Raw genomic sequence first — 21,086 nt, forward strand, 5'->3', positions numbered from 1 at the left:
CGCCCACATGTCCCGAATCTGTGGAAGGAAGCTCAGGATGATGTCAACGGCACTAACTACTAGCTACGGATTACATGTCGTGGCACTTTCGAGAGCTTGGGATGCGGGGGCAGCGAATTGGACTCCGCAGCAAAGGGTGAACTTCGCCAACGACACGGACGTCAACTTGCTTGCCTCCCAAGGCAAAGCAAACCAATCGAAGTCCGATCAAGGCCTCGACACCTGGCTTCCACCCAACGCTGCATTCCAATGTGACTACGCCATCAGATATCTCACCGTGGCCGCGAAATATCACCTGATGGTCACTGCCGGCGATGCAGACGCGGCGCGCACTGCCTGCGCTCAGAAATGAGGAGAAGTAGATGAGTTCTACCGATGATGATGATCACATCCGCTTGTCGAACGGTAGACGACGAACCCGCCTCAGTCGGGCAATCGCGACGATAGGTTTCGCCGCAGGCGCCGCACTCATGGGAGGTGTGGCGACCGGAGCCTGGCTCTACTTTCTCGGGTTCTTCGCGTTGATCCCAGTCGGCGTGGCCGTCGGCAACGGCATCAGTGGGGCCGTCGACCGGGGAGAGCCGATCCGACTCGTCTCCTTCATCCCGGTTCTGGTCAGTGCTGTAGCACTGGGAATCATCATCTACCTCGTGTTCTCCGGCCGTTTGTCCGAGATCCTGACCTTTACCACCGGTCCTATCGCCTGAAACCAAGGCGCAACGGGTGTCCTGCGTTCGACTTTTACGGACTCTCGATGTTGTTCGGCTTCAATCTCGAAATCTCCGCACGGAAACGATCCCAACCTCTCGGAAAAAAGGAATTCAGCCATGACGAGCATCGACAGCGCAGACATGCAGGGCGCCGTGGTTTCGAACCAAGAACCCTGGCTGCACCTCGAATCCGCCCTACGGGATATTCCGGCGCCGGGCTGCTTCAAATCCCTTACCTGCAGTGAGCACGCCGCGCTCGCTGAGCGCGTGTCTCTCGCCGAGCGCGTGTCTATCCTTGCGTTGCAACCTGACCCGGTTGACGTCCGTGGATTTGCGTACCCCGCTGGCGTACGCGGCACCCTCCAACGCGCCGCACAGATCCACGCCGCCCTCGCCGCCCTTCCACCTGATGTCCTACTAACTACGTCTTCTGAGGCGCAGTCGTGAGCAATGAATCGGGTGTTGGCGACCGAATCGCACCCTGCTCATCACTCTCGGTCGCTGCAACCGCGCTCGAAATTGGGCACCGCGTGCAATTCGCGGAGTCCCGGCGATGGTGGAGGGTGCGAGCCACATCCGGCGATGGCAGGTTCGCGATCCTTACCAGCCCGTTCAACCTCCGCAGGGTCCCGTACTACACGATCCTCGATACAGAGCGCGGTGTGCGCGGCCCGGACGACAGAATCTTCTGCAGCGGTTACGAAGACGACGGCGACATCGCAGATCGGATGCGCGAGCTGATCGCCGGAGACATCGAGGTGAGCCGCAGGCGGTCGGTACAGAGCCGCATCGTTGCGGTCCTCCCGTCCGCCGATCGGCGTACCCCCGGGATCGATTCCGCCTCCTGACACGTACGAACGGTCCTCGAAACGCGACATGACACGACAGGAGTTTCCTGCTCATGACTCAGACATACCGGCCCGCGGAAGTTTTCCCCGACCCGGCCGAACGGCGGCTCCGGGCAATGCTCGCGGCCCTCGACGATGCCCTCGCCGGGATAGCTGATGCACGCGAAGAACTTCGAGGGCTCTACACCGGCCCGAGAACGTACCCCGAAGAGCTGGAACTGTTCCTCGCCGCGGAAGCCGACAATCAGGACATCACCACCCACCTCGCTGCCGCAGCCCGCGATATCCGTGCCGTGCTCGCGATCCTTCACAGCACTACAACCACGGCCGTGTCGAACTTCTCGACGTCGCTACATCCACACCCCCACAAGGTGGCAGCTGCGGCTGACGTGAGGCGAACGAACAAGGCCCACATCGAAAGGGGACACCACAGATGACTGCCACCCCATCCGACGCCACCGCGCACCAGCATGGCACCGGATCTCTCACCCCCGCAGCGGAACCGGTAACAGGTTTCGACGCCGATAACCTCACAGCCGCAGACGAACTCGCGATCGACATCGGAAGAGTCGCGATCGAAGCCAGTGAAGGTGTCCCGTACGGCTCAGAGCCCGACGAGTTCTTCCTGGCAGCAGGGAAAGCTGTCTTCTTCTGGCTACAGCTCAACGGTCACCGGCGTATCACCGCTGAAGAGGCGGACGAGATACGACAGGTGTCGAATTGCGCGCTGCAGTACGGCAACATCGCCAGCCGAGAAGCCGCCCACCGTCTCCTCGCACGGTTCCTGGCAGCCGAACCCGCCAAGGCGCGTTCCGATATCGGTACGGCAACCGCCGACAATGTCGGCGGTTCAGATGGTTCCGCCCCTGCCGAACCTGCGGAAGAGGAGACGAATGCGAAGGCGGTAACACGGTGCCCGATCTGCTTCGGACTGAATGGGTCTCACAACACGATTCACGAGCGCTACTCGGCCGGCGGCGGCGGAACCAACAAACCCTGCCCGAACTCCCTGCCAGCCGTGACAGAAAAAGTGAAGACGCACTGCCGGTGCGTCACGCCGGACTGGTACCACGATGGGCTGGACTCGGATATCGACGGACGCCTGTGCCGCCGGTGCCGTCTGCGGCAGAACATCCCGTACAGGGATCTCGTCAACTCGCCGGTTGCCCGTACCGCAGTGTCAGCGTTCAGTGTCGCTGCACTAGCCCTACGAAACGCCGTGGAAGTACTGGACCCTCACGAAGGTGGGGATTGGGAGCACGCGTGGCAGACGATTGCAGATCTCGAAGACTGCGCCGGCCGCTTCGACGCAAGTGAGAGAACGGAAGTGGGGGAAAGTGGTCGAGAAAATCGCTAGGCATGGAAGATGCGCTACGAGTCGGGCGAAACTGGGCACGCATGTCCTCAGTCCAGTCGGCCCCGAGAATTTCAGTGAGCACTACTACGGAGTGCGAATCACCAGTACCCCACTGGGCAGGCTGCGCGGGCTTTTCAGAGAGTGGTTCCTCGTTCCACCCGACTTTCATCCAGCGATTCCGGTGTGCATCTACGGACATGGCGTCGAACCTAAACGTATTGCCGCGGCGATCAACCGGTTCGCCCGCGAAGCAGAATGGGAACGTCGGCCGACGTTGAGACAGATCATCGACGGGATCGACGAACGGTGGATCAGTGGCACTATGACGAACTCGGAAACAGGGTTGGTGGTGTACGCGCGGCTCTGCCTGAGATTTGAGGAGCGGATCCGCGGCGCAGTTCCTGTCACCATCATTGCTCCGGAGCCAGAGACAATGACAGTGGGGGCAACTGGCGGAGCTCTGGTGAATCCGGGAGTTGACAATTGACGATGTCGATCACCGTGAACTGTGATGCGTGTGGAACTACTCGAGAAGTTCCGGCGAACTACTTGTCATCGTGCAGTGTCGTGAGATCCGCGATCGAGCCAGGGTGGACACATTCCGTCGACGAGAGCTACTGCTCGAATTGCGCTGCAGTGAGGGCGCAGACGTGGCCTTGAGAATCCGAGGGAGGGGCTCCATGAGCATCACTGAAATTCGGCCACTAGGTGCCGTTGATGGGGTGAAGGCTCCTGTGTCTCACTCGATTCATGCGATTCCCGGTAACACCACGCTCGACGAACTCACGGAATTCGCGTGGAAGGATCTCTCGACTCCCGACAAGGCGATTGGTGCATACCGGTTGGTGTCTCTCGCCGATGACCCTGATGTGTGGGAGCAACTCGGCTCTCTCACTTACGCGCGATTCGTCGACGTCGGTGCATTCGCTGCCGTCTATTCCGAGGGGCGCTGGATACCGCTCTCGTGTGGGCAATGGCTGGTGCGCACACACGACGATGACCTCATCGTTGTCTCCGACGAGGACCTCCGGCTCGGGTACGAGTTACTCGGGTAAAAGAAAAAGAGCCGTCGGAGCGCTCGCCAGGGGAGGGTCGTTGACCTGGTCTTTTGTGCGTCGATTGCTTGCAGGCACCTGAGCTGTCCAGGTCCGTCTCTACTGTCCGGGTCGCACGTTGAAAAGTCCCCGCGGTCATCGAGACAGTTGTTCCCCTCGGCCGCACCAACATCCGGCAAAGGAAGACATCATGGACATCGCATCACTCATCGTTGGCGTCGCAGTAGCCGGCGCATCGGCAGCGCAGGGAGCTGGCGTAGAGCCAGTCATCACCGACACCATCACCTCGGTAGTCGAGGAACAGGCACCGGCTGCCTCCCAGTTCATTCCAGATCCGCAGCCGTACCTGGACCAGGCAACAACTGCCCTGGCGCAGCTGCAGGAGCAGATTCCTCCTGCGTGGCAGTCCGAGGCGGAAAGTGCGCTCCCTCCGGAACTGAAAGACGCTGCGGCGCAGATACAAGAGATCCTGCCGCCGCAGGCACAGGCTCTGATCCCCGACGTCGCCCTTCCCGCCCCCGGACCGAACTCGGTTCCGCCGGCAGTGGCGGCGCCGGACGGATCCGCTGTCGAAGATGCATCGGCGAATGACACGAGAGCTGCCGGCGGGCCCGCGGTTCTGCCTTCCGTGTTCAGCGCACAACCAGCTAGCGCTGCTGGGATCCCGTCGCTCACAGGCCTGTTCGCACCGTCGGCGGTACCGGATCTGAAGTTCGATCCCAACCTTCCTCGTAATGTCGAGTTCGCTCGCGCTGTCATCGAGGCTGCGATGCGTGCACTCGGGCTTCCCTACCAGTGGGGCGGCGGTTTGTTGACCGGTCCGTCGATGGGTGACGGAACGGGCGGCCCGATCGCCGGTTACGACTGCTCCGGACTGAGCCGCTTCGCGTACTTCATCGGAAGCGGCGGAACCAAGATGCTGCCTCGGACGTCGCAGGAGCAGTTCCGCGCCGGACACCAGATTCCGATGAGCCAGGCACAGCCGGGTGACCTGCTGTTCGGGAATTGGCAGGCTGACGGCGCCAATCATGTCGCGATCTATCTCGGCGAGGGCAAGATGATCGAGGCACCTCAGACCGGTCAATTGGTGCAGATCAGCGCAGTCCGTTCGGACATGATCCCGGCCAGGTTCCTCTGATGACGGGCATATCTTCCACTGTGAGCAACTGCCGGGCCGAGCGCCCAGGTCGTAGTGTTTCGACGCTCAGTGGTGTTCGGGGCAGCCGCCCTGATCCCGGCGGCGCTGACGACGCTGTTGATTCAGTGGGGGCCTGCGGCGGCGTCTGCGCTCACTCACAGTGGGAGGGGATGACAGTGACGGACGGCGCGCCCGACAGCACAGCCGCAGGCCACTACGATTTGCGTAGCGACAGCAGAGAACCTCAACAGAGCACCGCTGAGATTGATGCGAGCACAACCTCGAGTGAAGGAGATACCACTGCCATGACCGTGACAACGCCGTCAAGCCACAAGAAGGCGCTGGAGACAGCACGTAAGGCCGCAGAATCGTTGGCGCAGGAGGCGATTGCAACGCGGGTCGCTCTCGTCGGTGCCATCGGGGAGGCGGAAGCTGAGCTTGCTGCCATCGACGCGGCACGGGTTGAGGCAGAGGACACGATCCGCGTTGCCCACGAACGTGCGATCGCGGGTGGGTGGACCGTCAAGGAACTCGCCGCTATGGGATACAACGCACCGAAAAAGAAGAAGGCCGCAGCGTCGAGTAAGCGATCCTCGTCGGCGCCGGCAGAGAATACGGCCGCCGCGAATGCACCACAGACGTCCGAACAGAATCCCGCGCACGACAGCTCGGCCTAAAACACAGACCATGTCCACCCCGGTCCGTCTACATGGGGACTCGTCGCTGCGCCGCAAAAAGCGTGAGAAAAGCAGCCCGCCGTCGCACCCCTTCTGATCGATGTGTCGTAGCCCTCGGCTAATCTCGAATGTGCGACGAGCAGCAGGTCGCCACACCGACCCAGACCGCAGCACCATCGGCGGTCCTGATCTTGTGAGGGAAGATTCCCCACGAGATTGGTCGAGGTGGCGGCCTGCTGCTGTTTTTGTCGCCGTAGTGAGAGGGCAACGCCTAGTTGCAAACTGGGGTCGCGGACGGCTGCACATGTGTGAAAGGTTGTGAGCGGGTCAACACGAACCCGCCAATTCTTTTAGGAGCCAATTCTCATGGTTACAGTTCAGGGTCCGACTTTTTGGGCTGACCGAGCTTTGTCGCGCGTCGACCAATCGGAGCACATGATGGGAACGGACATGGAGCGCGCGAAGGTTATTGCGATGCAAGCACTGGTTTATGCGACGCTAGCGACCTCCAGTGTCGAGGTCCAGGTGTGTGACTGAATTGGTGAGGGAATCGTGGTGCTTCCCTCGCGAAGGTGAAAACTGTTTGCGCGCAGTCCAATAACGCCGAAAGCGTAGCTCTTTTCGAGCGTATGTGGTTTCGAGGTCAGACGAATTCGCGGATGCGGGGGAGGACTCGGGCGAGTTCTTCGAAGAGTGCCGGCCATCCGCGTCTGAGTCTGGTGATGCGGCCGCGTTCGAGGAATGCTCCGTCGAGGATGTGTGAGACCCGTAGGTGCTGCTCGGGCGTGCCGAGTCGGCGGAGCTTGTCGTAGACGGGGTTGACGGGAAGGTCGTGCGTGGCGATGTGCGTCCAGATGTCTTCGCTGCTCCAGTTCCAGACCGGCCCGAAAACGTGTGTGCCATCGGTTCTGTCGACAGCACCGCCATGTGTGAGTCGCTGCTGCGCTGCTGTGGTGCAGCAGTCGGTGCATTCTTCGGTGATTCGGACGCGGAGAGCGTTGTAGTACATCGACCAGCGTCCGGTTCCCTTTGCGGATTCGTCGGCGCGTACACCCCAGATCTCGCCCGATCCGTGAGCCTGGTGGGCCGCGCGTGAGGGTGCTCCGATGAGAATGTCGCGGAGTGCACGCGTTGTCGCCCGCGTGGGCAGGCGGTGATCCCATTCGCCGGAGTCCGCGAGAACGGTCAGCAGGGGTGGGTCGGCTCGGTGCACTTCGAGATTGAGGTTCCATGCGTCGGCGAGGTCGGCGATGTAGTCGTAGGTCTGTGGGTATTCGAGCCCCGAATCGAAGAAGACGACAGGAATGTTCGGCTCGACCGCTGTGGTCAGGTGCAGGGCGACGAGTGAATCTTTGCCGCCGGAGAAGGCGAGATATCCGTCGTGGTTGTCGAGGTGTTCCTCGATGCGCTCTTTGATCGCGGTCAGGTTCGGGCGTGGGCGCCGCAGTGCGCGCAGTGTGGTCAGGTCGAGGCCGTCCGCGCGAGGGGTGCCACTCATATCTCTGCCGCTTCCCTCGGTGCTCGATGAGTATTTCTGGCGTTGTTGTCACACGCGGCCCTTCGGGCGGATCTTCCTGTGTATGTACGGCCTCGAAGCCGATCCGACTCGGGGCACCTGCACAGGAGGACGAGCGTGATGAAAGAAAAACTACAGGAGGTGACCTCGTGCGTGGAGGTCGTAGAGGCGGCGTTCGCATCGACGAATCGTTCATCTGAGAAGGACTCACTGCAGAGGGGGCGGTGTGCGCGCTGCGCGAAGGCCGACACACCGATCGAGCCCGCGCGGTCGGCGATCTCGCGAACCTTCACCGCATTCGACTTGTGGAAGGCTCCGACCGAGAAAGGTCTCTGCGCACCGTGCCGGTGGGCGTATCAGACGCCGGAGCTGCGAACCCGAATGCATCTGATCACCACCGCGCCGGCGATGACCGAACTGACGCAGCCGCGCCTGGCCCGGACCTTGTCGGCACCGTTGACGTCGGAGATCGCGCTGGTGGTGCCGTTGCGTCGCCCGGCCCGCAAACACATCCTGCCGCACGCCCGGTGGGGCGGCGTTGCTGTCGAAGACACCTGCTTGCTGTGGTCGGATCGGGATGTCGCAGCAGCTGCCGCGATGCGCCGACTGCGCTCTCACGGCTTCGGTGAACGCATGCTCGGCGAGAGCGCAGCCCCGTATGCAGTGCTTCGCACAGTGCCGGCGCGTCGGTGGCCGGCGATCTTCGAGGACTGGGATCGCCTGTCCCCGTACCGCCACGTCGACCGATGGTGGGCATTGGCGCTGTTGGCCACCAAACCGCTTCGCAGCAAGGCGCACGCATGACGACGCCGACAGATCGCTGGCTCGCTGCCGCTCCGGCGGGACTCCCACAGTTACACGGTGTGGAGAGCGTGGCCGAGCGGCTGCTGTTGCTGTTGCACTACGGCGTGGACTGGGATTCGTGGGTGGGCCGGCGCCGGGCGACGTACTGGACGCAGCATTTGCCGAACCGAGTCCGCGTTGCCACTTATGTCGGAGGAGCCGACCTCGATCGTTGGTGGTCGGTGGTCTCACGTTCGCTCGAATCCGAGCCGCGAACAACCGACGAACGGCTGGAGTTGGCAGCTCTTCTGCGGACTGACTCGGAGGCGGTCCTAACACTGTTGCGGGAGCGCCCCACAGCGTATGTCCTGCGCACCCGCATCGTGGCCGAATCAGTGGCCGCTGCCCGAGCCGCGAGGAAGGTCAGCTGATGCGCTCGACCGTGAGATGGGATGTCGAACTGACTGCCCTGTCGTCGATCTCGCAGAAGGGCGAGGAGTCGGAAACGACGACGACACTGTTTCGCCGTGAACCGATCCTGCAGCCCGACGGGAGGAAAGTGCTGGTACCGGTCGTGTCGGGGAACTCGCTGCGGGGAGCATTGCGACGCACCGCCGAGGAGTTGTTCCGCGATGTGATCGGCTACGAAAGACAGATACCTCTCTCCGCGGCACACGCACTGCGCAACGGCGGCAACCTGAGCAAAGTCGCCGGCGACTCACTGACCGGCCGCCGGCGTCAGCGCCTGCGCGAGTTGGTCCCGCCGATCAGTCTGTTCGGGGGAAACGGAGGCGGTGCGCCGCCGATCGACGGATGTCTCAAAGTCGGCAAAGTCGTTCCCCGAGTGAAGGAAACAGAATCGATCATGAGCAGGCCCTACCCGGGAGTGCTGATGTCGCAATTCGAGCTCATGTCCCTGGAAAGCTACAGCCGCTTCGACGACGCCGGCACCAAATCCTTCCCCGCGCCCTTCGATGCCGACACCGTGCCCGGTTCGGGAACGTCGGCGCACCAGACGTCGATGTTGATGCGCTTCGAAGTCGAGACCCTGCCCGCAGGAACACATTTCGAAACATTCCTGAGGCTCGACCGGGCAACAGACCGCGACATCGCCTTCTTCAGCGACGTATGGGAACGATTCGCGCGAGACGGCTTCCTGGGTGGGCGCAGCGCGATCGGGCACGGGCGAGTCCGCGCCGAGTCGGAGCTGACCGTGTTGACCGGCCCCGGCCCGCAGGTCGCGGACTGGCGAGCGGAACTGGAACCGCTACGAGAAGACGTGATCGAGGCACTGGGATGGCTGACATGAACGCAGACACCGCCTTCGCTCCCTTCCTGGTCAGGGCGCATCTCTCGTCCGGGTTGGCACATGCAAGCCCCTGGGGGATCGCCTTGGACGGCATCCTCGCTGCGGAGTTGTGGGCTGACCACAAAGCAGGCGCCCTCGACCGCGGCGAATACGTGCCGGCGCTCTCGCCGCAGGCGACCCCGCCCGATCTCGAATTGCCTCTCGCGCGGTGCACTCTGGCGGGCGCGGACTGGCATTGGTGCGCGACCTGTTCATTCCCCGAAGACCCGGCCGGAGATCCGGTGGTGCGGCACTGGGCGAGCAGAACTGATCACCGAGGGCTCGAGGAACTCGCGTCGAGCGTGCCGGCAGTGATCTCGAACCGGCAAGGCCGCTACCGGGCGAGGTACATGCCGTTGATGATCACCAATTCCCGAACTGTCACCTGGCGCGGTGTGGGTGATCTGACGGCTGTCGCGGCGATAGTGTCTGGTCTCGATGTGATCGGGAAGAAACGCGCACACGGGGAAGGCCGCGTTCTGCGGTGGGAATTCGAGAACCGCACTGGCGAGGATCCGTGGGCGTTTTCCCACGAGCACGCCGACGGAACGCTGGGACGCACGACACCGGCCCCATGTGTGGCCTCGCGCGATACTCCGGTCACCTCGGGGTTCGGGCTGGCAGGTGTTCGTCCGCCCTACATGCACCCGACACGCATGCGCGAACTTCACCTTCCCCAGTAACGGTTCGACTGCGGGATTGGTTGGCCTGTTACTCGATGCGGGTACCAGGTCGTATGCGTCGAATTTTGCCACTCGACGGGCGAGGGCTCGGTCGGCTGGTCTGGTGGGGGTGGTGCGACGAGTGTGAGGACCTGTTTGGGAGCAGCACCGCGGTCTGAGAAGGGGTGCCGGACGTCCTCGGGGATCGGTTCGTTGCTGAGGATGGCAGACACGTAGGCGGGGAGTTCAGCGCGGTCGAAGATCCTGATTCGCTGTTGCGCGAAAAGCTCGTCGGAAGATTCGCGCCGAGATATGGCAATCTTCTGCGCGTCCTTCCATTCTTCGGGCAACCCCGGTCTCTCTATCCGCTTCCAGTCGTCGAGGTAGTGGCGGTAGTTCCGCGTGAACCAGTCCTGGCTTTGTGCAAGGGCTTTCATTGTCGCGGAGTTGACGAGCAATGAATATGCCGCGCTGGTCGAATCGAACGTGCCAAGCGAGTTGCTGTTGTCATCTTGCATAACTGTCCACTGAGCAAATTGCATGAACGTCAGCGGGGAAGGCCTCAGCGGGGAAGGCCCTGGTGGCGGTGGCACGGCGTGTGTGGCGACACGGTCGTTTGCCAGGCACGACCAGGGGAGCGTGTACTCACGGATCGCGGCTAGGGGGACATCATCGATTAGACCCTTAGTGCGTGGGAACCGGTTGAGAAATACGTCTGCGCTGACAGCAGTGATTCGGTCACCGGAGGGACCGAGGCAGCATCTGTGATCGCTGTATCGGACGCCGCGAGCTGCGGGGTTGTAGAGCGCATAGAGACTATGCGCTCCGCTTTTTCGGGCGTAGAGGTCGAGTAGGTCTATCTGCTGCATGCCGGAAGATCGAATTGTGTGCTTGATCTTGTATTTTCCGGCCGGGTGCGCCGGGTGCGCCGGAGGCGTTTGAAGCTTCTTGGCCTGGATGACAAGGTGAAACCATTTACTCGACCCGTCCGAGATCCACCATTCCCAGTCCGCCCCGTAGCGGGATTCCTCTCTACGATTGAAGGCTCCGACGTGGAGTTCGGGAATGGTTTTCGTGAGGTTCAGCAAGATCCGCTCGGTGGTTCCTTCTTCGCCTTGACGGATGTTGTGACGTTCTCCATCCCTGAAGTTTCGGCCGGCGCTTTGTGCGTTCCTGAACAACGCTGTTGCGAGTCGCGTCATGACTGGGCCAGGCGTGGAAGAAGTTGGAGTTGGCACGTGTATCCCGTCGGTCGGTTGGGCCGCCGGACAAGGGTTGCCGGCGTCAGAGGATCGCAGGTCTGGGAGCGAACGCTTAGAAATCTACCGGTCGTTTTGCAGTACGCAGAAGTGCACTGATCTGGCAGGACGCCGCTTCGCGTCCACGATGTGAAAGTTGAAAAGGGCGGCCGGCCGTGCGCTCCGGTTCACGCAGTCCAGGTCCCTCGCTACCGTTCGCCCATCAATCCGAGAGGCCGATGTGTAGAGGAGATGTGGTTTCGATGACCATCACCGAGATTCGCCCAGGCGATATCGCTGGGAATGTCGATTGGCAGGAGCGAGCTGTGTGCCAACGTACTGATCCCGAAGCATTCTTTCCGGAACCCGGAGAAGCTGTCCGGCCGGCGAAACGGGTCTGCGCAGGATGCGAGGTTCGTGTCGACTGCTTGGCATTCGCATTGGCGAACGACGAGCGTTTCGGTGTCTGGGGTGGGTTGACCGCCTCGGAGCGGCGCCGTCGCTACCCGCGGGTTCAGCCGTGACCACCCACGTGGACTTCACCCATACCTCGTACGCGGAGGCCGCGAAATATGCCGATTCCATCAAACTCGCCCACTACGTTTGGGATCGAGGGATTTGCGGCACAGAGCTCCTCCGCCTCAGTGGAGCTACCCGCCGAGCACTCGCCAAAGCCGCTGTTGTGAACCCGCCTTGTACCTCGGAAACGTGGGCGACGGTGGCGGATCTTGTGTCAGAACAATCAGCGTGGGCGGACGCTCACCCAGATGATCCGGGTTCTGTTCCGCTGCACGCAGACGAGCATGAGGCGTGGATTTCGTGGATCCGGCCAGCAAGCGAAATCGGTCCCTCGCGTGGGTGATCTTCTGTTCATGGCAGGAGCCTCGATGACATGCCTGTTGGGCGTTGCCGGCCTCATGGTTGCTCTTCGAGGGGCTAAGGATGCGACTGACGAAGACGAAGCGCTCGGGCCTGGAGCAGAGTTGATCCAGGAAATGCGATGAACGACTCGCAGCTCACGCTTTTCGACATTGAACTGGGCGATGTTGTTGCTGTTCGCGAGTGGTCAGAGCGTTGATCCCGGCGATGTGGGCTGCACCGTGGGATTGCGCAGGCGGGATACAGAAGGGCGCAGTACTGAGCGGATGGCAGTGTCCGGCCTGCCGAGTCGTCGAGCCCAACGCGTATCTGCTTGACAACAATCACGGGATAGACCCTGAGCGGCCGGGACGAGAAGATCGGCTGACTCGGTGCCTGCGTATGGAGCTACGTGAAAGTACGGCTGATGATCGGAGGGCTCAGTAAATGTCGAGCGGTCTCTCCCGCAAACCGCGCGAAATCAGAACGATCGCACGCAGAGTGGAGACATAAGTCCCCCTATGGGAGAGCGGTAGCGACTGGCCAACCCGCTGAGACAAATGGTGTTGATCTACCGCAGGCTCGCCGCCTCGCCGAAACCGAGGTGGTCACCAGAGCCGGTCCAAGACAACGGCGGCCCGCTACCCAGCCTGTGCAAGGCAAGGGGGCCGGTGCGGGCCCACTGCACACGCCTACGTGGAGGCTGGACGCTCCGGCATCTTCATCATGATCAGCTCCGCACCGTCCTTGTAGCGGTACGCCCACTGACCGTCCTTCGTCATCACCGTGCCGGCCTGGCCCTCGTCCGGGGCCGGGCTCCACCCCTGAGTCTCATCCGGTTCTGCAGTCTCGCTCATTTCACTATTGTCTCAACCTCCGAAAACCGGCCGAAACCAGTACAAACCAGCGCACAGTGGACGGTATGAGTGCCACCGCCGGAAAGCCAGTGCCGCCGATGCTCGCCACTCTCGGGCAGCCCCCGACAGGGGAGCGCTGGGCCTTCGAATCGAAATGGGATGGCCAAAGAGCCATAGCAACAACAGGTTCCGTGCATCCGATGCTCTGGTCGCGCAACGGCAACAACATCAGCGCATCATTCCCCGAGATCGTCGATGCACTCCGCTCGGTGCTCGAACACCGAGAAACCGTCCTCGACGGGGAAATCGTCGCCCTCGGACCGGACGGTGTGCCGTCCTTCTCCCTGTTGCAACGCCGGATGCACGTGCTCAGACCCACCGCACAGCTCCGCAACGAGGCCGTGACCTCGTATTACGTGTTCGACGTCCTCGACATCGACGGCACATCAACCAGCGATCTGCCCTATCTCGAGCGCCGCGAGGCGCTCGCCAATCTCAGTCTCGAACACCCGCGCATCAAAGTCCCACCGCACTGGCTCAACGTCGACGGACCGACCATGCTCGAGGTGGCGCGCAAACACCATCTGGAAGGTATCGTGGCCAAGAACATTTCCTCGATCTATCAGTCCGGCAAGCGATCTCGCGACTGGATCAAAACGCCTCTGAGAGCTAATTGTGAGGCCGTAGTGTGCGGCTTCCTCCCCGGCTCGGGAGGTGCGGCAGGAGGAGTCGGATCGTTGATCCTCGGCGCTCACGACGATTCAAGGGTCCTCAGATATATCGGAAACGTTGGTACGGGTCTGACCGATCGACAGCGGCGCGAACTACGAGACAAGCTCGTCGAACTCCATCAGCCGATCAGCCCGTTCACTATCGAGCCGCCGCAAGCGGTCACCCGCAATGCATCCTGGTCGAGGCCGATCCTTGTCTGCGACGTGGAATACCGCGAGTACACCGGTGGCAGCCTTCGGCACCCATCCTTTCGAGGGCTGCGCAACGACAAGACCGCCGATGAGGTCGACCTCCCCGGCCGCCACTGATCGCCACCGGATATGACGAAGCCGCCGGCCCCGAAAAGGGTGTCCAGGTCCAGCGGCTTCACAGGGTCGGTGCCCGTCTTGCGCCTCTCGGCAAGTGGCCGCTCGAAGCGGCATTTCTGGGGTGGTACCCGGGGCAAAGAACCGAACACCGACAGCCTCTACAACGAGACGATGCGCGAACTTATTCCGCGCTGCTGACCAGCAAAGAAGGTCATTTTCGGGTGATGATCGAGCGCAGTACGAAACGGAAGACAACCGCGGTGCCGGCTCCGACCACAACGCCGGCCACCACTTCGGCAAGGAGAACCCCGACCGTGACACCGAGGACTGTGGCGGACGCGACCGCCAACGCGACATCGGCAGGTGCCGGCCGGGGACCGTTGATCGCACAACCCCTTTCCCTGCTTGTGATGTATTTGCTGAGATCATCACACGCCATGCGAGCGTGGAAGTAGGACCCACGCTGTTCAATGGGATAGGAACCGACTACGAGGAGGTCAGGCCATGTGCGGGCGCTACGCCAACCGAAGCTCAGGTAAGGAATTGCAGTCGTTTTTCGACACGATGCAGACTGTCGGCGACGAACTGCCCCCGTCGTACAACGTCGCACCCACTCAGCCCGTCCGCGTGATCCTCGAACGAACCCCACGCGAGGAACCCGGCGCGGAGCCCCAGCGCCAGCTCAGGACGGTCAAATGGGGCTTGCTCCCTGCTTGGTCAAAAGACCGGAAGATGGCGTCCAAGCTGATCAACGCCCGCAGTGAAAGCGTCACGGAGAAGCCCTCATTCAGAAGTAGTGCTTCCAAAAGACGTGCCATCATCCCGGCCACGGGATACTACGAGTGGATGAAAAGTGAAGCAGGGTCGAAGGTTCCCTATTTTCTTCACGGCGAGGACGACATTCTCGCGATGGCCGGGCTCTACGAGTTGTGGCCCGATCCTGAACTGCCCGAAGATGATCCGAACAAGTGGGTATGGACCTGCACAGTCTTGACTCGGCCAGCCTCAGATTCCTTGGGACACATACACGACAGGTCCCCGCTGATTCTGCCTGAATCGTTCTGGGAACACTGGCTCGATCCGAATCTCACCGACAAAGGTGAAGTCCAGGCCATGATCAACTCCGTTCCGGAGTCGCACCTCGAACCGTACGAAGTCTCGACCGCGGTGAACTCTCCGAGGAACAACGATCCGAGTTTGCTGGAGCCGATCGCTGGACCGGCGTAAAGCCCAACCGCTCCCGACACTGTGTTTATCGAACTTGTGTTCGAGTACCCTGGAGTCTGGGACGTACGCGCGGATCCAGGAAAGCGGGGCGACGATGAACCACCAGCCCCACTCATCAGCGGAAACAGTGCTGACCAAGGCGGAAAAGCTCGAACAGCTACGTCGCAAGATGGCCTCGATCCCTGCCCGCTCGGACGGCACCGAACCCGCTACGCCGTCGGTGATGCTCAAACCCGTAGGCGAGCGCGAGCCGACTCCGATCGTGGCCACCGCGCAATCGACCCTCCGGTTGCTGCCCGTTCCGGCGCCGATCGGTGATCTGCTCCCACGTGGGGGGTTGTCCCGCGGAACCGTCGTCAGCGTCGACGGCGCAGCATCGGTCCTGATTGGACTCCTCGCCACCATCACTGCTGCCGGTGGGCACGTGGCGGTGATCGGAATGCCCGGTCTCGGACTCCTCGCCTTCCACGAGCAAGGTGGCGACTTGGCGAAGGTCGCGCTCGTGCCGCAGCCAAAGGATGCTGCGATCGACTGCGCCGCAATTTTGCTGGAGGGCTTCGACGTGGTTGTCCTGGGGCTCTCTGGTGGCGCTGTAACGCCTTCTCGCGGACGGGCTGTGGCCGCGCGTGCAAGGAGCAAGGGATCACTGTTGATTGTCACGGAAGGGCAATGGGACGGTCCGGATCTGCGGATCTCGTCCCGAGTAGCCAGATACACGGGATTGTCAGCGGGGAGGGGGCGTGTGACAGGCGTTCGACTCGACATCGCGGCCGCCGGCAAAGGATTCCAACAACGCACCGGAACCCTGGAGATCCGGGACGAGAGCGGACAACTCCGCTGGGCCACCGTCGACGACACCCTCGCCGCCGGGGTACCGCCATTGAGGGCAGCGCAGTGATCAACACCGACCACTGGACCGAACGCTGGCCCGATCACCCCGTGATCAGGACATTCGACGAGCCGAAGGCAGTGAAAGTCGACATCTTGTAGACCGGGTTTGAGCGTGTCCAATGTCCAGTGTCGATGTGATTCGGCGGACCTGTTGGTGTCGACCACTCTCGTAACTACGCCGCCGTCGCCTCAGGGTCGACACACCGGGGTCGAGGTGGGCGTGTTCGAAAAGGTGACAGTGGTGCGGGTGTTGTTTCAGCGGACGACGTTGAAGGCGTTCTTCTGTATGCCGTCTGCTGCATTTGGATAGTCGGTACGCGGACGTCGGGGTGACGGTGATGGCGAGACAGTATTTGGGGTCAGAAGTTCGATCCGAAGCCGCGTTGATAGCTGTTTCCACCGGTAGGTGGATTGAATGTCCCTTCGAACCTTCCGTTCGGCCACTTCCGGGGTCTAGCCTGACCTGACAGGGTCGGACGATCGGGAGCCCCCTTCAGGGACGTTAGTGATTCAAGTGGCTGGATGCGGGGACTCCTATTGCAGTGGGAGTGTCGGCGCCCGATCTGGGCCGTGATCCCGTGCGACCTCGGCGGACACTGCCCCTGATTGGAGGTGAGTCAAATGGGAGCAACGGCTTGGGCTTTTTGGGGACCGTACGCGCCGCTCGTCTACATTCTTTCGTTACTCGGCGTGCCGGTCGACTGACTCCAGAGCGACAGCGGGCCAGCAGTCGACTTGATCGCTGGCCCGCTGTCGCATGTGTTCAGTTGTTGACCGGGCTGAAGCCCTTACCCTCAGGGAGGGGGCTACCCGGGGAGTTGATCTCGTTGAGCACCGCCGAGAACTTCACGTACTCGAACGACGTTCCGCTGGCAGCAATGCCGCGCACATAGCCGCTGATCTTGGTCGTACCCGCGGCGAACAAAGGACCACCCGAATCGCCGCCAGTCGATAATCCAGCGGTGAAGATCCGCGTGGGGCTGTCGCCGACGACGATCCCGCAAGTGATGCCCGAGCCGATCCCGTCCTTGCACATGTTGGTGAACAGGCCGGGGTTGGCCACGCCGATGCCGTCGATCCGCGCGCCCGGACCGTTCGACCGGAGGTCGGCATCTGCGTTCAGCTTGATCACGACGTAGTCGGTGCCGAACGAGTTCGGGTTGACCTGGTCGACGGGCACCGGGTATCCGGTTCCGTTCCAGCTCCGATAGGCGATGTTTCCGATGTGCTTGCGGGGACCGTTGTTGGGCGTCCACTCATAGACCGGTCCACCATCGGGCACGTAGTTCCCGTTCGACCAACCGCCACCCGGCAGGGGGCCCGGCGACTGGCTCACACAGTGCGCCGCAGAGATCGCGATCTTGTTGCCGTACTGGTCGTAGCCAACCGCCGCGAGTGTGCACCGGTTTTCCGGACCGTTGGCCGTTAGGCTCCCCGTCCAGCCCGTACCGTTGGTGACGACGCCGGTCGCAGCCTGGGCTGCCGGAGCAAATGCCAGCATCGGTAGGACGAAGGCTGCGATCGACGCGAGAAGGATCAGAATTCGCTTCATTATTCTCCTTTTATTGATGAACCTGACGACTTGAGGGAGATCGTGGATCACGGGTCTTGCTTCATCAGGAGGGCGAACGGCCCGAGAATTCGTGTTCAATTGGCGACCGGAGTGAATCCTCGGCCGTCGACGGGCCCCTGTGAGGCCATGCCGGGGCGCACCATCACGTGAGGAATGTGCTGACGGCGACTGCGAGACTTCGAGTGTTCTTCTCATTTCTTCCTCTTTCTTGTGGCGATGAGGTATTGCTGAGGGACGCCTCATCGCGGCGAAGTTTCCGGGCCGCGAATCCGTATTTCACGGGCACGCCAAGCAGAGCTGTTCGGCCCGGATGGTTTTTATTTGCGCTATTCAATCGGCTGAAACGAGAGCTGATGAAAGGGGCCTCTGGATACCTTTCTGTTATTGAGGGCGGCCATTAGTGCGCAATATCTAATCTATTGAGAGTGCACTCGTTTCCCGAATGTTCGAGCTAACAGAAGGTTCGCGCTCCTGCGGTCGAGCCGGGAGAGTCCTGTGCGGGCCTGTTTGACTCGGTCTCGGTGGTGGCCGCGTCGGGACGCCGGGGTGGGCGGGTGGTGCGGTCTACGCGTGGGGAAGGACCATTGCCGGCAGAGTCTCTTTGCTGTCCAGAGGCTTTCGACTGTCGTCGGTATCGGGCGTCGCGTGCGGCCTGCAAGGCGCGACGTGCAGAGGGGAGGTCTTCGTGGCAGATCCTCAAGTGGGCTGCGGCGGCGCCCCAGGCGGTCACGCGGTTGCCAGTGATGCCCCGCCAACCGCAGGTGCAGACGACGACCGTGGAGAACCGTGTGGCATCGATGTAAATTGTGGCCATGTCCTTGCTCCATATCCGCGAAAATGAGTGGTTAGAGACGCGGAAAGCGGCAAGTTCGTAGTAGCTCGGCTACTGCGAACTCGCCGCTCGAAGAGACTCGGATTCCTGGCCGGTGTCGGTAACGCTGGGGATGCGCTGTCGCCGATTCCACCGCTTCGTATGGGCACACGCCGGAGACCATGTCCGTGGGATCGCGACCATCCCGAGGCGATCGGGCACCGAATGTCGCGAGAACCTCAAAGAGCAACGCAGACGGCGGAGTTGGTGTGCGAACTTCGCCGCAACACCGCTGAGCCCACGGCACAGTCGACGCAGTAGGCGATGACGTTGTCGAGTCCGAGCGCGACTCCGCCCCTGTAGTAGTGCCCCCATGTTCAAACGGTATTGACGATGCACTCGTTTCCCGCCAAACAGACAAAACCCCAGGCCACGGTTCAGTCAGGGGACGTGGTCGGGACACACACGCGGAGGGGGTTGCCATGTGCATCCACATGACTGACTCGGCCGCAGTTTCGATGGAGCGCCGCCGCTAGGCGACCATGCAGGAAGCTACGGCAGACGACCTTCTGCGAGATCCCGCGCCGGTAGCCCGGTCTCAGAACCAGCGGTAGTCCTGTCCGTTACCCCAGTCGGAGTAGTGGTTGACGTCCTTGTCGTAGGCGTCGTGTGTACCGCCGACGAAGTAACCGTCCCAGGTCGCCTGCGAATTGCAGATGTGATCGCTGTTGTTGCACACCGTCCACACCGGCACCCCGCTGTAGAAGTTGTCTGCACCAGCGAGCGGCGGATAGAGGTTGAACGGGAAGTCGGTCTGCGCGAAGCCCGGGCCACCTGGTCCCGCAGGGCGTTTCGGGTCGGCGAGCAAAACGGTGTTGATATTTCCGAACCCGGTGCCGTTCTCGGTCAGCCACACATGAACGACCGCAGCGCCGCCGGAGTGGCCGACCATCTTGATGTGGTCGCCGGGGCAGAACCGGCGATGATCCCGCGTGAGCCGGTTCAGCTCGTTGACCCCGGCTCGGGTGTCGTAGCTGTTGTAACCGACACGCTGGTTCTGGTTGAAGAAGCCGTCCGAATTGTTGTTGTTGAGTCCGCCGACGACGACGGACCAGGTGCCGACGCATTGATTGATCGGAGTTTCTGCGGATGCTGTGGGTATGAACACGCCCAGTAAGCCCAGCATCGCTGCCAATGCGAAGATGAGTCGTTTCATGACTCCCGTTCCCCTCAGATTTCGTCATGCTTCGGTCGCTCGATTTCCGGTCGCGACTCGATGCATTTCTTGAGATATCGCCCTTTCTGGCCATCTGGCCAGGTGGATATGCCTCCGTTTCCTTGAATTAGATTCGGATTGGCGCAGAGTCTTCCGACAGAAATGGGTGCGACTCCGATCCAGGACCGTTTCATTCCCGTTCCGTACTAACCGGGTTTCAATGAGGGCGACCGCGATTGGTATTTCGATTCGTTTCCCAAATCCTCTCCTGCGCACTTTAAAATCTATTGAGAGTGCACTCGATTTAAGAATCCGAAATCGGATCGCTCGCTTCGCGGAGGGTGACATCCAAGTTGCCAGGTTGGTCTGAGTCGTAAGTTCAGCTAGATATTGGACCGCCGGGCCGGGTGGGTGTGTTCCAGCTGCACGAATAGGGCGAGCAACACGGGCGGTGAGCAGTAGAGTGACGAAGCCTGGCCCCGACTGTTTGGGAGGTCGCCATGATCGATTTCGTTCGCCGATGGGTCGCCGGCGCTGCGATCGTGGCCGGTGCGGTTCTGGCGCCAGCAGCCGTCGCCTCCGCAGCGGTCACCGTTCCGTTCCAGATCAACCCGGCGCCGTTCGGAAACCCGAACGGCAGCCTCGACGTTCCCTCGATCCGCTGCTGGGCCGTCGTCGACGAACAGCCTGGGACCGTGACGATCACCGGCCCGAAGGACGGCATAAGGGCGTGCCTACTCCCGGGCGACATGCACTGGCTGAACCTGTCGAATGGAGCCTCCGGGACCGCCCGGATGTCGGCCGGAAGGGACGGATACCCGGAAGCAACCCTGCCGACCGGAACTGGGCAGGTCGTCATCGCCGCCACTTCAAATGCCGGCCCCTACACACCGGGCCTCGTGACCGTTTACGTTCCGTAGGCGAGGGCCCCGTTGGTCCACTGATGCGTGGGATCCGAACCAAGTCGTTTCCAGCCGTCGTAGCGAGCTACCTCATCACAACAACGGTGAAATAGGCGAGAGGTCCGGTGCCCTACGACTGGAAGGCGTCATGGACTGTCCAGTAGTGCCAGTAGTGCACCAGACATCGGCCGTGCGCTCCCGCTCGGTCGGGGTGGCACGTCACCTGCCGATCACGTCAGTATGCGGGTGAGAACGTCCGTGCTGTACATGTCCGGTCATCTTGCTGTACGAGCACCCGAAGATGGTCGAACCGGTACGCCGGCACCGCCGGTTCGCGCAGAATGGAAGTCGGCGCAGACACCGACGAACCACGGGAGCG

At 61.8% G+C, this 21,086-nt stretch carries 25 protein-coding genes; 19 read left to right on the forward strand and 6 right to left on the reverse strand.

The window, feature by feature from the left end; genetic code table 11:
• The first annotated feature begins 79 nt into the window (after window positions 1-79).
• From H7C86_RS34305 to H7C86_RS34350, 10 genes are all read left to right on the forward strand, one after another.
• Complete coding sequence (locus H7C86_RS34305) at window positions 80-352, forward strand: DUF1524 domain-containing protein (protein WP_256938738.1); 273 nt, start codon at window positions 80-82, stop codon at window positions 350-352.
• Between the two features lie 10 nt (window positions 353-362).
• Entirely contained in the window at window positions 363-707 is a 345-nt protein-coding gene (locus H7C86_RS34310) for a hypothetical protein (protein ID WP_182263248.1), read from the forward strand.
• Window positions 708-827: 120 nt separating this feature from the next.
• Window positions 828-1,157, forward strand: a complete 330-nt coding sequence (locus tag H7C86_RS34315) for a hypothetical protein (RefSeq protein ID WP_182263249.1) — start codon at window positions 828-830, stop codon at window positions 1,155-1,157.
• A 116-nt stretch (window positions 1,158-1,273) separates the two neighbouring features.
• Window positions 1,274-1,558, forward strand: coding sequence for a hypothetical protein (locus H7C86_RS34320; RefSeq protein WP_182263250.1), 285 nt, complete (start codon window positions 1,274-1,276; stop codon window positions 1,556-1,558).
• Between the two features lie 53 nt (window positions 1,559-1,611).
• A complete protein-coding gene (locus H7C86_RS34325) occupies window positions 1,612-1,995 on the forward strand; it encodes a hypothetical protein (RefSeq protein WP_182263251.1) in 384 nt (127 codons plus the stop codon).
• Window positions 1,992-2,915, forward strand: coding sequence for a hypothetical protein (locus H7C86_RS34330; protein WP_182263252.1), 924 nt, complete (start codon window positions 1,992-1,994; stop codon window positions 2,913-2,915). Before H7C86_RS34325 ends, H7C86_RS34330 begins: the two co-directional genes overlap by 4 nt.
• Before the next feature lie 91 nt (window positions 2,916-3,006).
• The gene (locus tag H7C86_RS34335) at window positions 3,007-3,402 is read left to right on the forward strand and encodes a hypothetical protein (RefSeq protein WP_182263253.1); all 396 of its coding nucleotides are present in this window, start codon (window positions 3,007-3,009) and stop codon (window positions 3,400-3,402) included.
• A 193-nt stretch (window positions 3,403-3,595) separates the two neighbouring features.
• Complete coding sequence (locus tag H7C86_RS34340) at window positions 3,596-3,970, forward strand: hypothetical protein (protein ID WP_064445104.1); 375 nt, start codon at window positions 3,596-3,598, stop codon at window positions 3,968-3,970.
• Window positions 3,971-4,160: 190 nt separating this feature from the next.
• Window positions 4,161-5,108, forward strand: a complete 948-nt coding sequence (locus tag H7C86_RS34345; protein ID WP_182263254.1) for a C40 family peptidase — start codon at window positions 4,161-4,163, stop codon at window positions 5,106-5,108.
• Between the two features lie 305 nt (window positions 5,109-5,413).
• Window positions 5,414-5,785 (forward strand): hypothetical protein, encoded by a 372-nt coding sequence (locus H7C86_RS34350; RefSeq protein WP_256938739.1) that lies wholly within the window; start codon window positions 5,414-5,416, stop codon window positions 5,783-5,785.
• Between the two features lie 643 nt (window positions 5,786-6,428).
• Here the strand turns inward: H7C86_RS34350 and H7C86_RS34355 are convergent.
• The gene (locus tag H7C86_RS34355) at window positions 6,429-7,283 is read right to left on the reverse strand and encodes a phosphoadenosine phosphosulfate reductase family protein (RefSeq protein WP_182263255.1); all 855 of its coding nucleotides are present in this window, start codon (window positions 7,281-7,283) and stop codon (window positions 6,429-6,431) included.
• Between the two features lie 399 nt (window positions 7,284-7,682).
• Here H7C86_RS34355 and H7C86_RS37720 point away from each other — a divergent pair, with 399 nt between their 5' ends.
• Genes H7C86_RS37720 through H7C86_RS34375 form a run of 4 tightly spaced genes read left to right on the forward strand, consistent with a single transcriptional unit; the run spans window position 7,683 to window position 10,115 of the window.
• Window positions 7,683-8,105 (forward strand): hypothetical protein, encoded by a 423-nt coding sequence (locus H7C86_RS37720; protein ID WP_259349398.1) that lies wholly within the window; start codon window positions 7,683-7,685, stop codon window positions 8,103-8,105.
• Window positions 8,102-8,515: a hypothetical protein gene (locus tag H7C86_RS34365; RefSeq protein ID WP_182263256.1), complete on the forward strand. Its 414-nt coding sequence runs from the start codon at window positions 8,102-8,104 to the stop codon at window positions 8,513-8,515. The genes H7C86_RS37720 and H7C86_RS34365 overlap by 4 nt, the downstream gene beginning before the upstream one ends.
• Window positions 8,515-9,393 carry an RAMP superfamily CRISPR-associated protein gene (locus tag H7C86_RS34370; RefSeq protein ID WP_182263257.1) on the forward strand — a complete coding sequence of 293 codons (879 nt, stop codon included), beginning with the start codon at window positions 8,515-8,517 and terminating at the stop codon, window positions 9,391-9,393. Before H7C86_RS34365 ends, H7C86_RS34370 begins: the two co-directional genes overlap by 1 nt.
• Window positions 9,381-10,115 (forward strand): hypothetical protein, encoded by a 735-nt coding sequence (locus tag H7C86_RS34375; RefSeq protein ID WP_182263258.1) that lies wholly within the window; start codon window positions 9,381-9,383, stop codon window positions 10,113-10,115. Before H7C86_RS34370 ends, H7C86_RS34375 begins: the two co-directional genes overlap by 13 nt.
• Here H7C86_RS34375 and H7C86_RS34380 read toward each other — a convergent pair.
• Window positions 10,100-11,296 carry a DUF6615 family protein gene (locus H7C86_RS34380; RefSeq protein ID WP_182263259.1) on the reverse strand — a complete coding sequence of 399 codons (1,197 nt, stop codon included), beginning with the start codon at window positions 11,294-11,296 and terminating at the stop codon, window positions 10,100-10,102. The genes H7C86_RS34375 and H7C86_RS34380 overlap by 16 nt on opposite strands.
• Window positions 11,297-11,595: 299 nt before the next feature.
• On the opposite strand from H7C86_RS34380, the gene H7C86_RS34385 reads away from it, so the two are divergent.
• Complete coding sequence (locus H7C86_RS34385) at window positions 11,596-11,856, forward strand: WhiB family transcriptional regulator (RefSeq protein WP_182263260.1); 261 nt, start codon at window positions 11,596-11,598, stop codon at window positions 11,854-11,856.
• Window positions 11,857-12,882: 1,026 nt separating this feature from the next.
• On the opposite strand, the gene H7C86_RS34390 is transcribed toward H7C86_RS34385, so the two are convergent.
• Complete coding sequence (locus tag H7C86_RS34390) at window positions 12,883-13,047, reverse strand: hypothetical protein (RefSeq protein WP_176450590.1); 165 nt, start codon at window positions 13,045-13,047, stop codon at window positions 12,883-12,885.
• Between the two features lie 65 nt (window positions 13,048-13,112).
• Between H7C86_RS34390 and ligD the strand changes: the two genes are divergently transcribed.
• Window positions 13,113-14,087, forward strand: a complete 975-nt coding sequence (ligD, locus tag H7C86_RS34395; protein ID WP_182263261.1) for a non-homologous end-joining DNA ligase — start codon at window positions 13,113-13,115, stop codon at window positions 14,085-14,087.
• A gap of 211 nt (window positions 14,088-14,298) precedes the next feature.
• Here the strand turns inward: ligD and H7C86_RS34400 are convergent, their stop codons facing one another.
• Entirely contained in the window at window positions 14,299-14,526 is a 228-nt protein-coding gene (locus H7C86_RS34400; protein WP_037131601.1) for a hypothetical protein, read from the reverse strand.
• A 65-nt stretch (window positions 14,527-14,591) separates the two neighbouring features.
• Here H7C86_RS34400 and H7C86_RS34405 point away from each other — a divergent pair, with 65 nt between their 5' ends.
• Both H7C86_RS34405 and H7C86_RS34410 read left to right on the forward strand, forming a co-directional pair.
• Complete coding sequence (locus H7C86_RS34405; protein WP_003944653.1) at window positions 14,592-15,314, forward strand: SOS response-associated peptidase; 723 nt, start codon at window positions 14,592-14,594, stop codon at window positions 15,312-15,314.
• Window positions 15,315-15,408: 94 nt separating this feature from the next.
• A complete protein-coding gene (locus H7C86_RS34410) occupies window positions 15,409-16,212 on the forward strand; it encodes a hypothetical protein (protein ID WP_182263262.1) in 804 nt (267 codons plus the stop codon).
• 756 nt (window positions 16,213-16,968) lie between these two features.
• Here H7C86_RS34410 and H7C86_RS34415 read toward each other — a convergent pair.
• Both H7C86_RS34415 and H7C86_RS34420 read right to left on the reverse strand, forming a co-directional pair.
• Window positions 16,969-17,757 (reverse strand): hypothetical protein, encoded by a 789-nt coding sequence (locus H7C86_RS34415; RefSeq protein ID WP_084324753.1) that lies wholly within the window; start codon window positions 17,755-17,757, stop codon window positions 16,969-16,971.
• A 1,430-nt stretch (window positions 17,758-19,187) separates the two neighbouring features.
• Window positions 19,188-19,805 (reverse strand): cutinase family protein, encoded by a 618-nt coding sequence (locus tag H7C86_RS34420; RefSeq protein WP_084324754.1) that lies wholly within the window; start codon window positions 19,803-19,805, stop codon window positions 19,188-19,190.
• Between the two features lie 500 nt (window positions 19,806-20,305).
• Here H7C86_RS34420 and H7C86_RS34425 point away from each other — a divergent pair, with 500 nt between their 5' ends.
• Entirely contained in the window at window positions 20,306-20,725 is a 420-nt protein-coding gene (locus tag H7C86_RS34425) for a hypothetical protein (RefSeq protein WP_256921939.1), read from the forward strand.
• The last annotated feature ends 361 nt before the right edge of the window (window positions 20,726-21,086 follow it).

Source organism: Rhodococcus sp. UFZ-B548, assembly GCF_903819475.1.
Lineage (GTDB): Bacteria > Actinomycetota > Actinomycetes > Mycobacteriales > Mycobacteriaceae > Rhodococcus_F > Rhodococcus_F erythropolis.

Excerpts from the sequence above, each read along its gene's own strand:
- H7C86_RS34310 (WP_182263248.1), top strand. The coding sequence starts at position 363 with ATGAGTTCTACCGATGATGATGATCACATCCGCTTGTCGAACGGTAGA.
- H7C86_RS34315 (WP_182263249.1), top strand. The coding sequence starts at position 828 with ATGACGAGCATCGACAGCGCAGACATGCAGGGCGCCGTGGTTTCGAAC.
- H7C86_RS34325 (WP_182263251.1), top strand. The coding sequence starts at position 1,612 with ATGACTCAGACATACCGGCCCGCGGAAGTTTTCCCCGACCCGGCCGAA.
- H7C86_RS34330 (WP_182263252.1), top strand. The coding sequence starts at position 1,992 with ATGACTGCCACCCCATCCGACGCCACCGCGCACCAGCATGGCACCGGA.
- H7C86_RS34340 (WP_064445104.1), top strand. The coding sequence starts at position 3,596 with ATGAGCATCACTGAAATTCGGCCACTAGGTGCCGTTGATGGGGTGAAG.
- H7C86_RS34345 (WP_182263254.1), top strand. The coding sequence starts at position 4,161 with ATGGACATCGCATCACTCATCGTTGGCGTCGCAGTAGCCGGCGCATCG.
- H7C86_RS34350 (WP_256938739.1), top strand. The coding sequence starts at position 5,414 with ATGACCGTGACAACGCCGTCAAGCCACAAGAAGGCGCTGGAGACAGCA.
- H7C86_RS34355 (WP_182263255.1), bottom strand. The coding sequence starts at position 7,283 with ATGAGTGGCACCCCTCGCGCGGACGGCCTCGACCTGACCACACTGCGC.
- H7C86_RS37720 (WP_259349398.1), top strand. The coding sequence starts at position 7,683 with ATGCATCTGATCACCACCGCGCCGGCGATGACCGAACTGACGCAGCCG.
- H7C86_RS34365 (WP_182263256.1), top strand. The coding sequence starts at position 8,102 with ATGACGACGCCGACAGATCGCTGGCTCGCTGCCGCTCCGGCGGGACTC.
- H7C86_RS34370 (WP_182263257.1), top strand. The coding sequence starts at position 8,515 with ATGCGCTCGACCGTGAGATGGGATGTCGAACTGACTGCCCTGTCGTCG.
- H7C86_RS34375 (WP_182263258.1), top strand. The coding sequence starts at position 9,381 with ATGGCTGACATGAACGCAGACACCGCCTTCGCTCCCTTCCTGGTCAGG.
- H7C86_RS34380 (WP_182263259.1), bottom strand. The coding sequence starts at position 11,296 with ATGACGCGACTCGCAACAGCGTTGTTCAGGAACGCACAAAGCGCCGGC.
- H7C86_RS34385 (WP_182263260.1), top strand. The coding sequence starts at position 11,596 with ATGACCATCACCGAGATTCGCCCAGGCGATATCGCTGGGAATGTCGAT.
- H7C86_RS34390 (WP_176450590.1), bottom strand. The coding sequence starts at position 13,047 with ATGAGCGAGACTGCAGAACCGGATGAGACTCAGGGGTGGAGCCCGGCC.
- ligD (WP_182263261.1), top strand. The coding sequence starts at position 13,113 with ATGAGTGCCACCGCCGGAAAGCCAGTGCCGCCGATGCTCGCCACTCTC.
- H7C86_RS34400 (WP_037131601.1), bottom strand. The coding sequence starts at position 14,526 with ATGGCGTGTGATGATCTCAGCAAATACATCACAAGCAGGGAAAGGGGT.
- H7C86_RS34405 (WP_003944653.1), top strand. The coding sequence starts at position 14,592 with ATGTGCGGGCGCTACGCCAACCGAAGCTCAGGTAAGGAATTGCAGTCG.
- H7C86_RS34410 (WP_182263262.1), top strand. The coding sequence starts at position 15,409 with ATGAACCACCAGCCCCACTCATCAGCGGAAACAGTGCTGACCAAGGCG.
- H7C86_RS34415 (WP_084324753.1), bottom strand. The coding sequence starts at position 17,757 with ATGAAGCGAATTCTGATCCTTCTCGCGTCGATCGCAGCCTTCGTCCTA.
- H7C86_RS34420 (WP_084324754.1), bottom strand. The coding sequence starts at position 19,805 with ATGAAACGACTCATCTTCGCATTGGCAGCGATGCTGGGCTTACTGGGC.
- H7C86_RS34425 (WP_256921939.1), top strand. The coding sequence starts at position 20,306 with ATGATCGATTTCGTTCGCCGATGGGTCGCCGGCGCTGCGATCGTGGCC.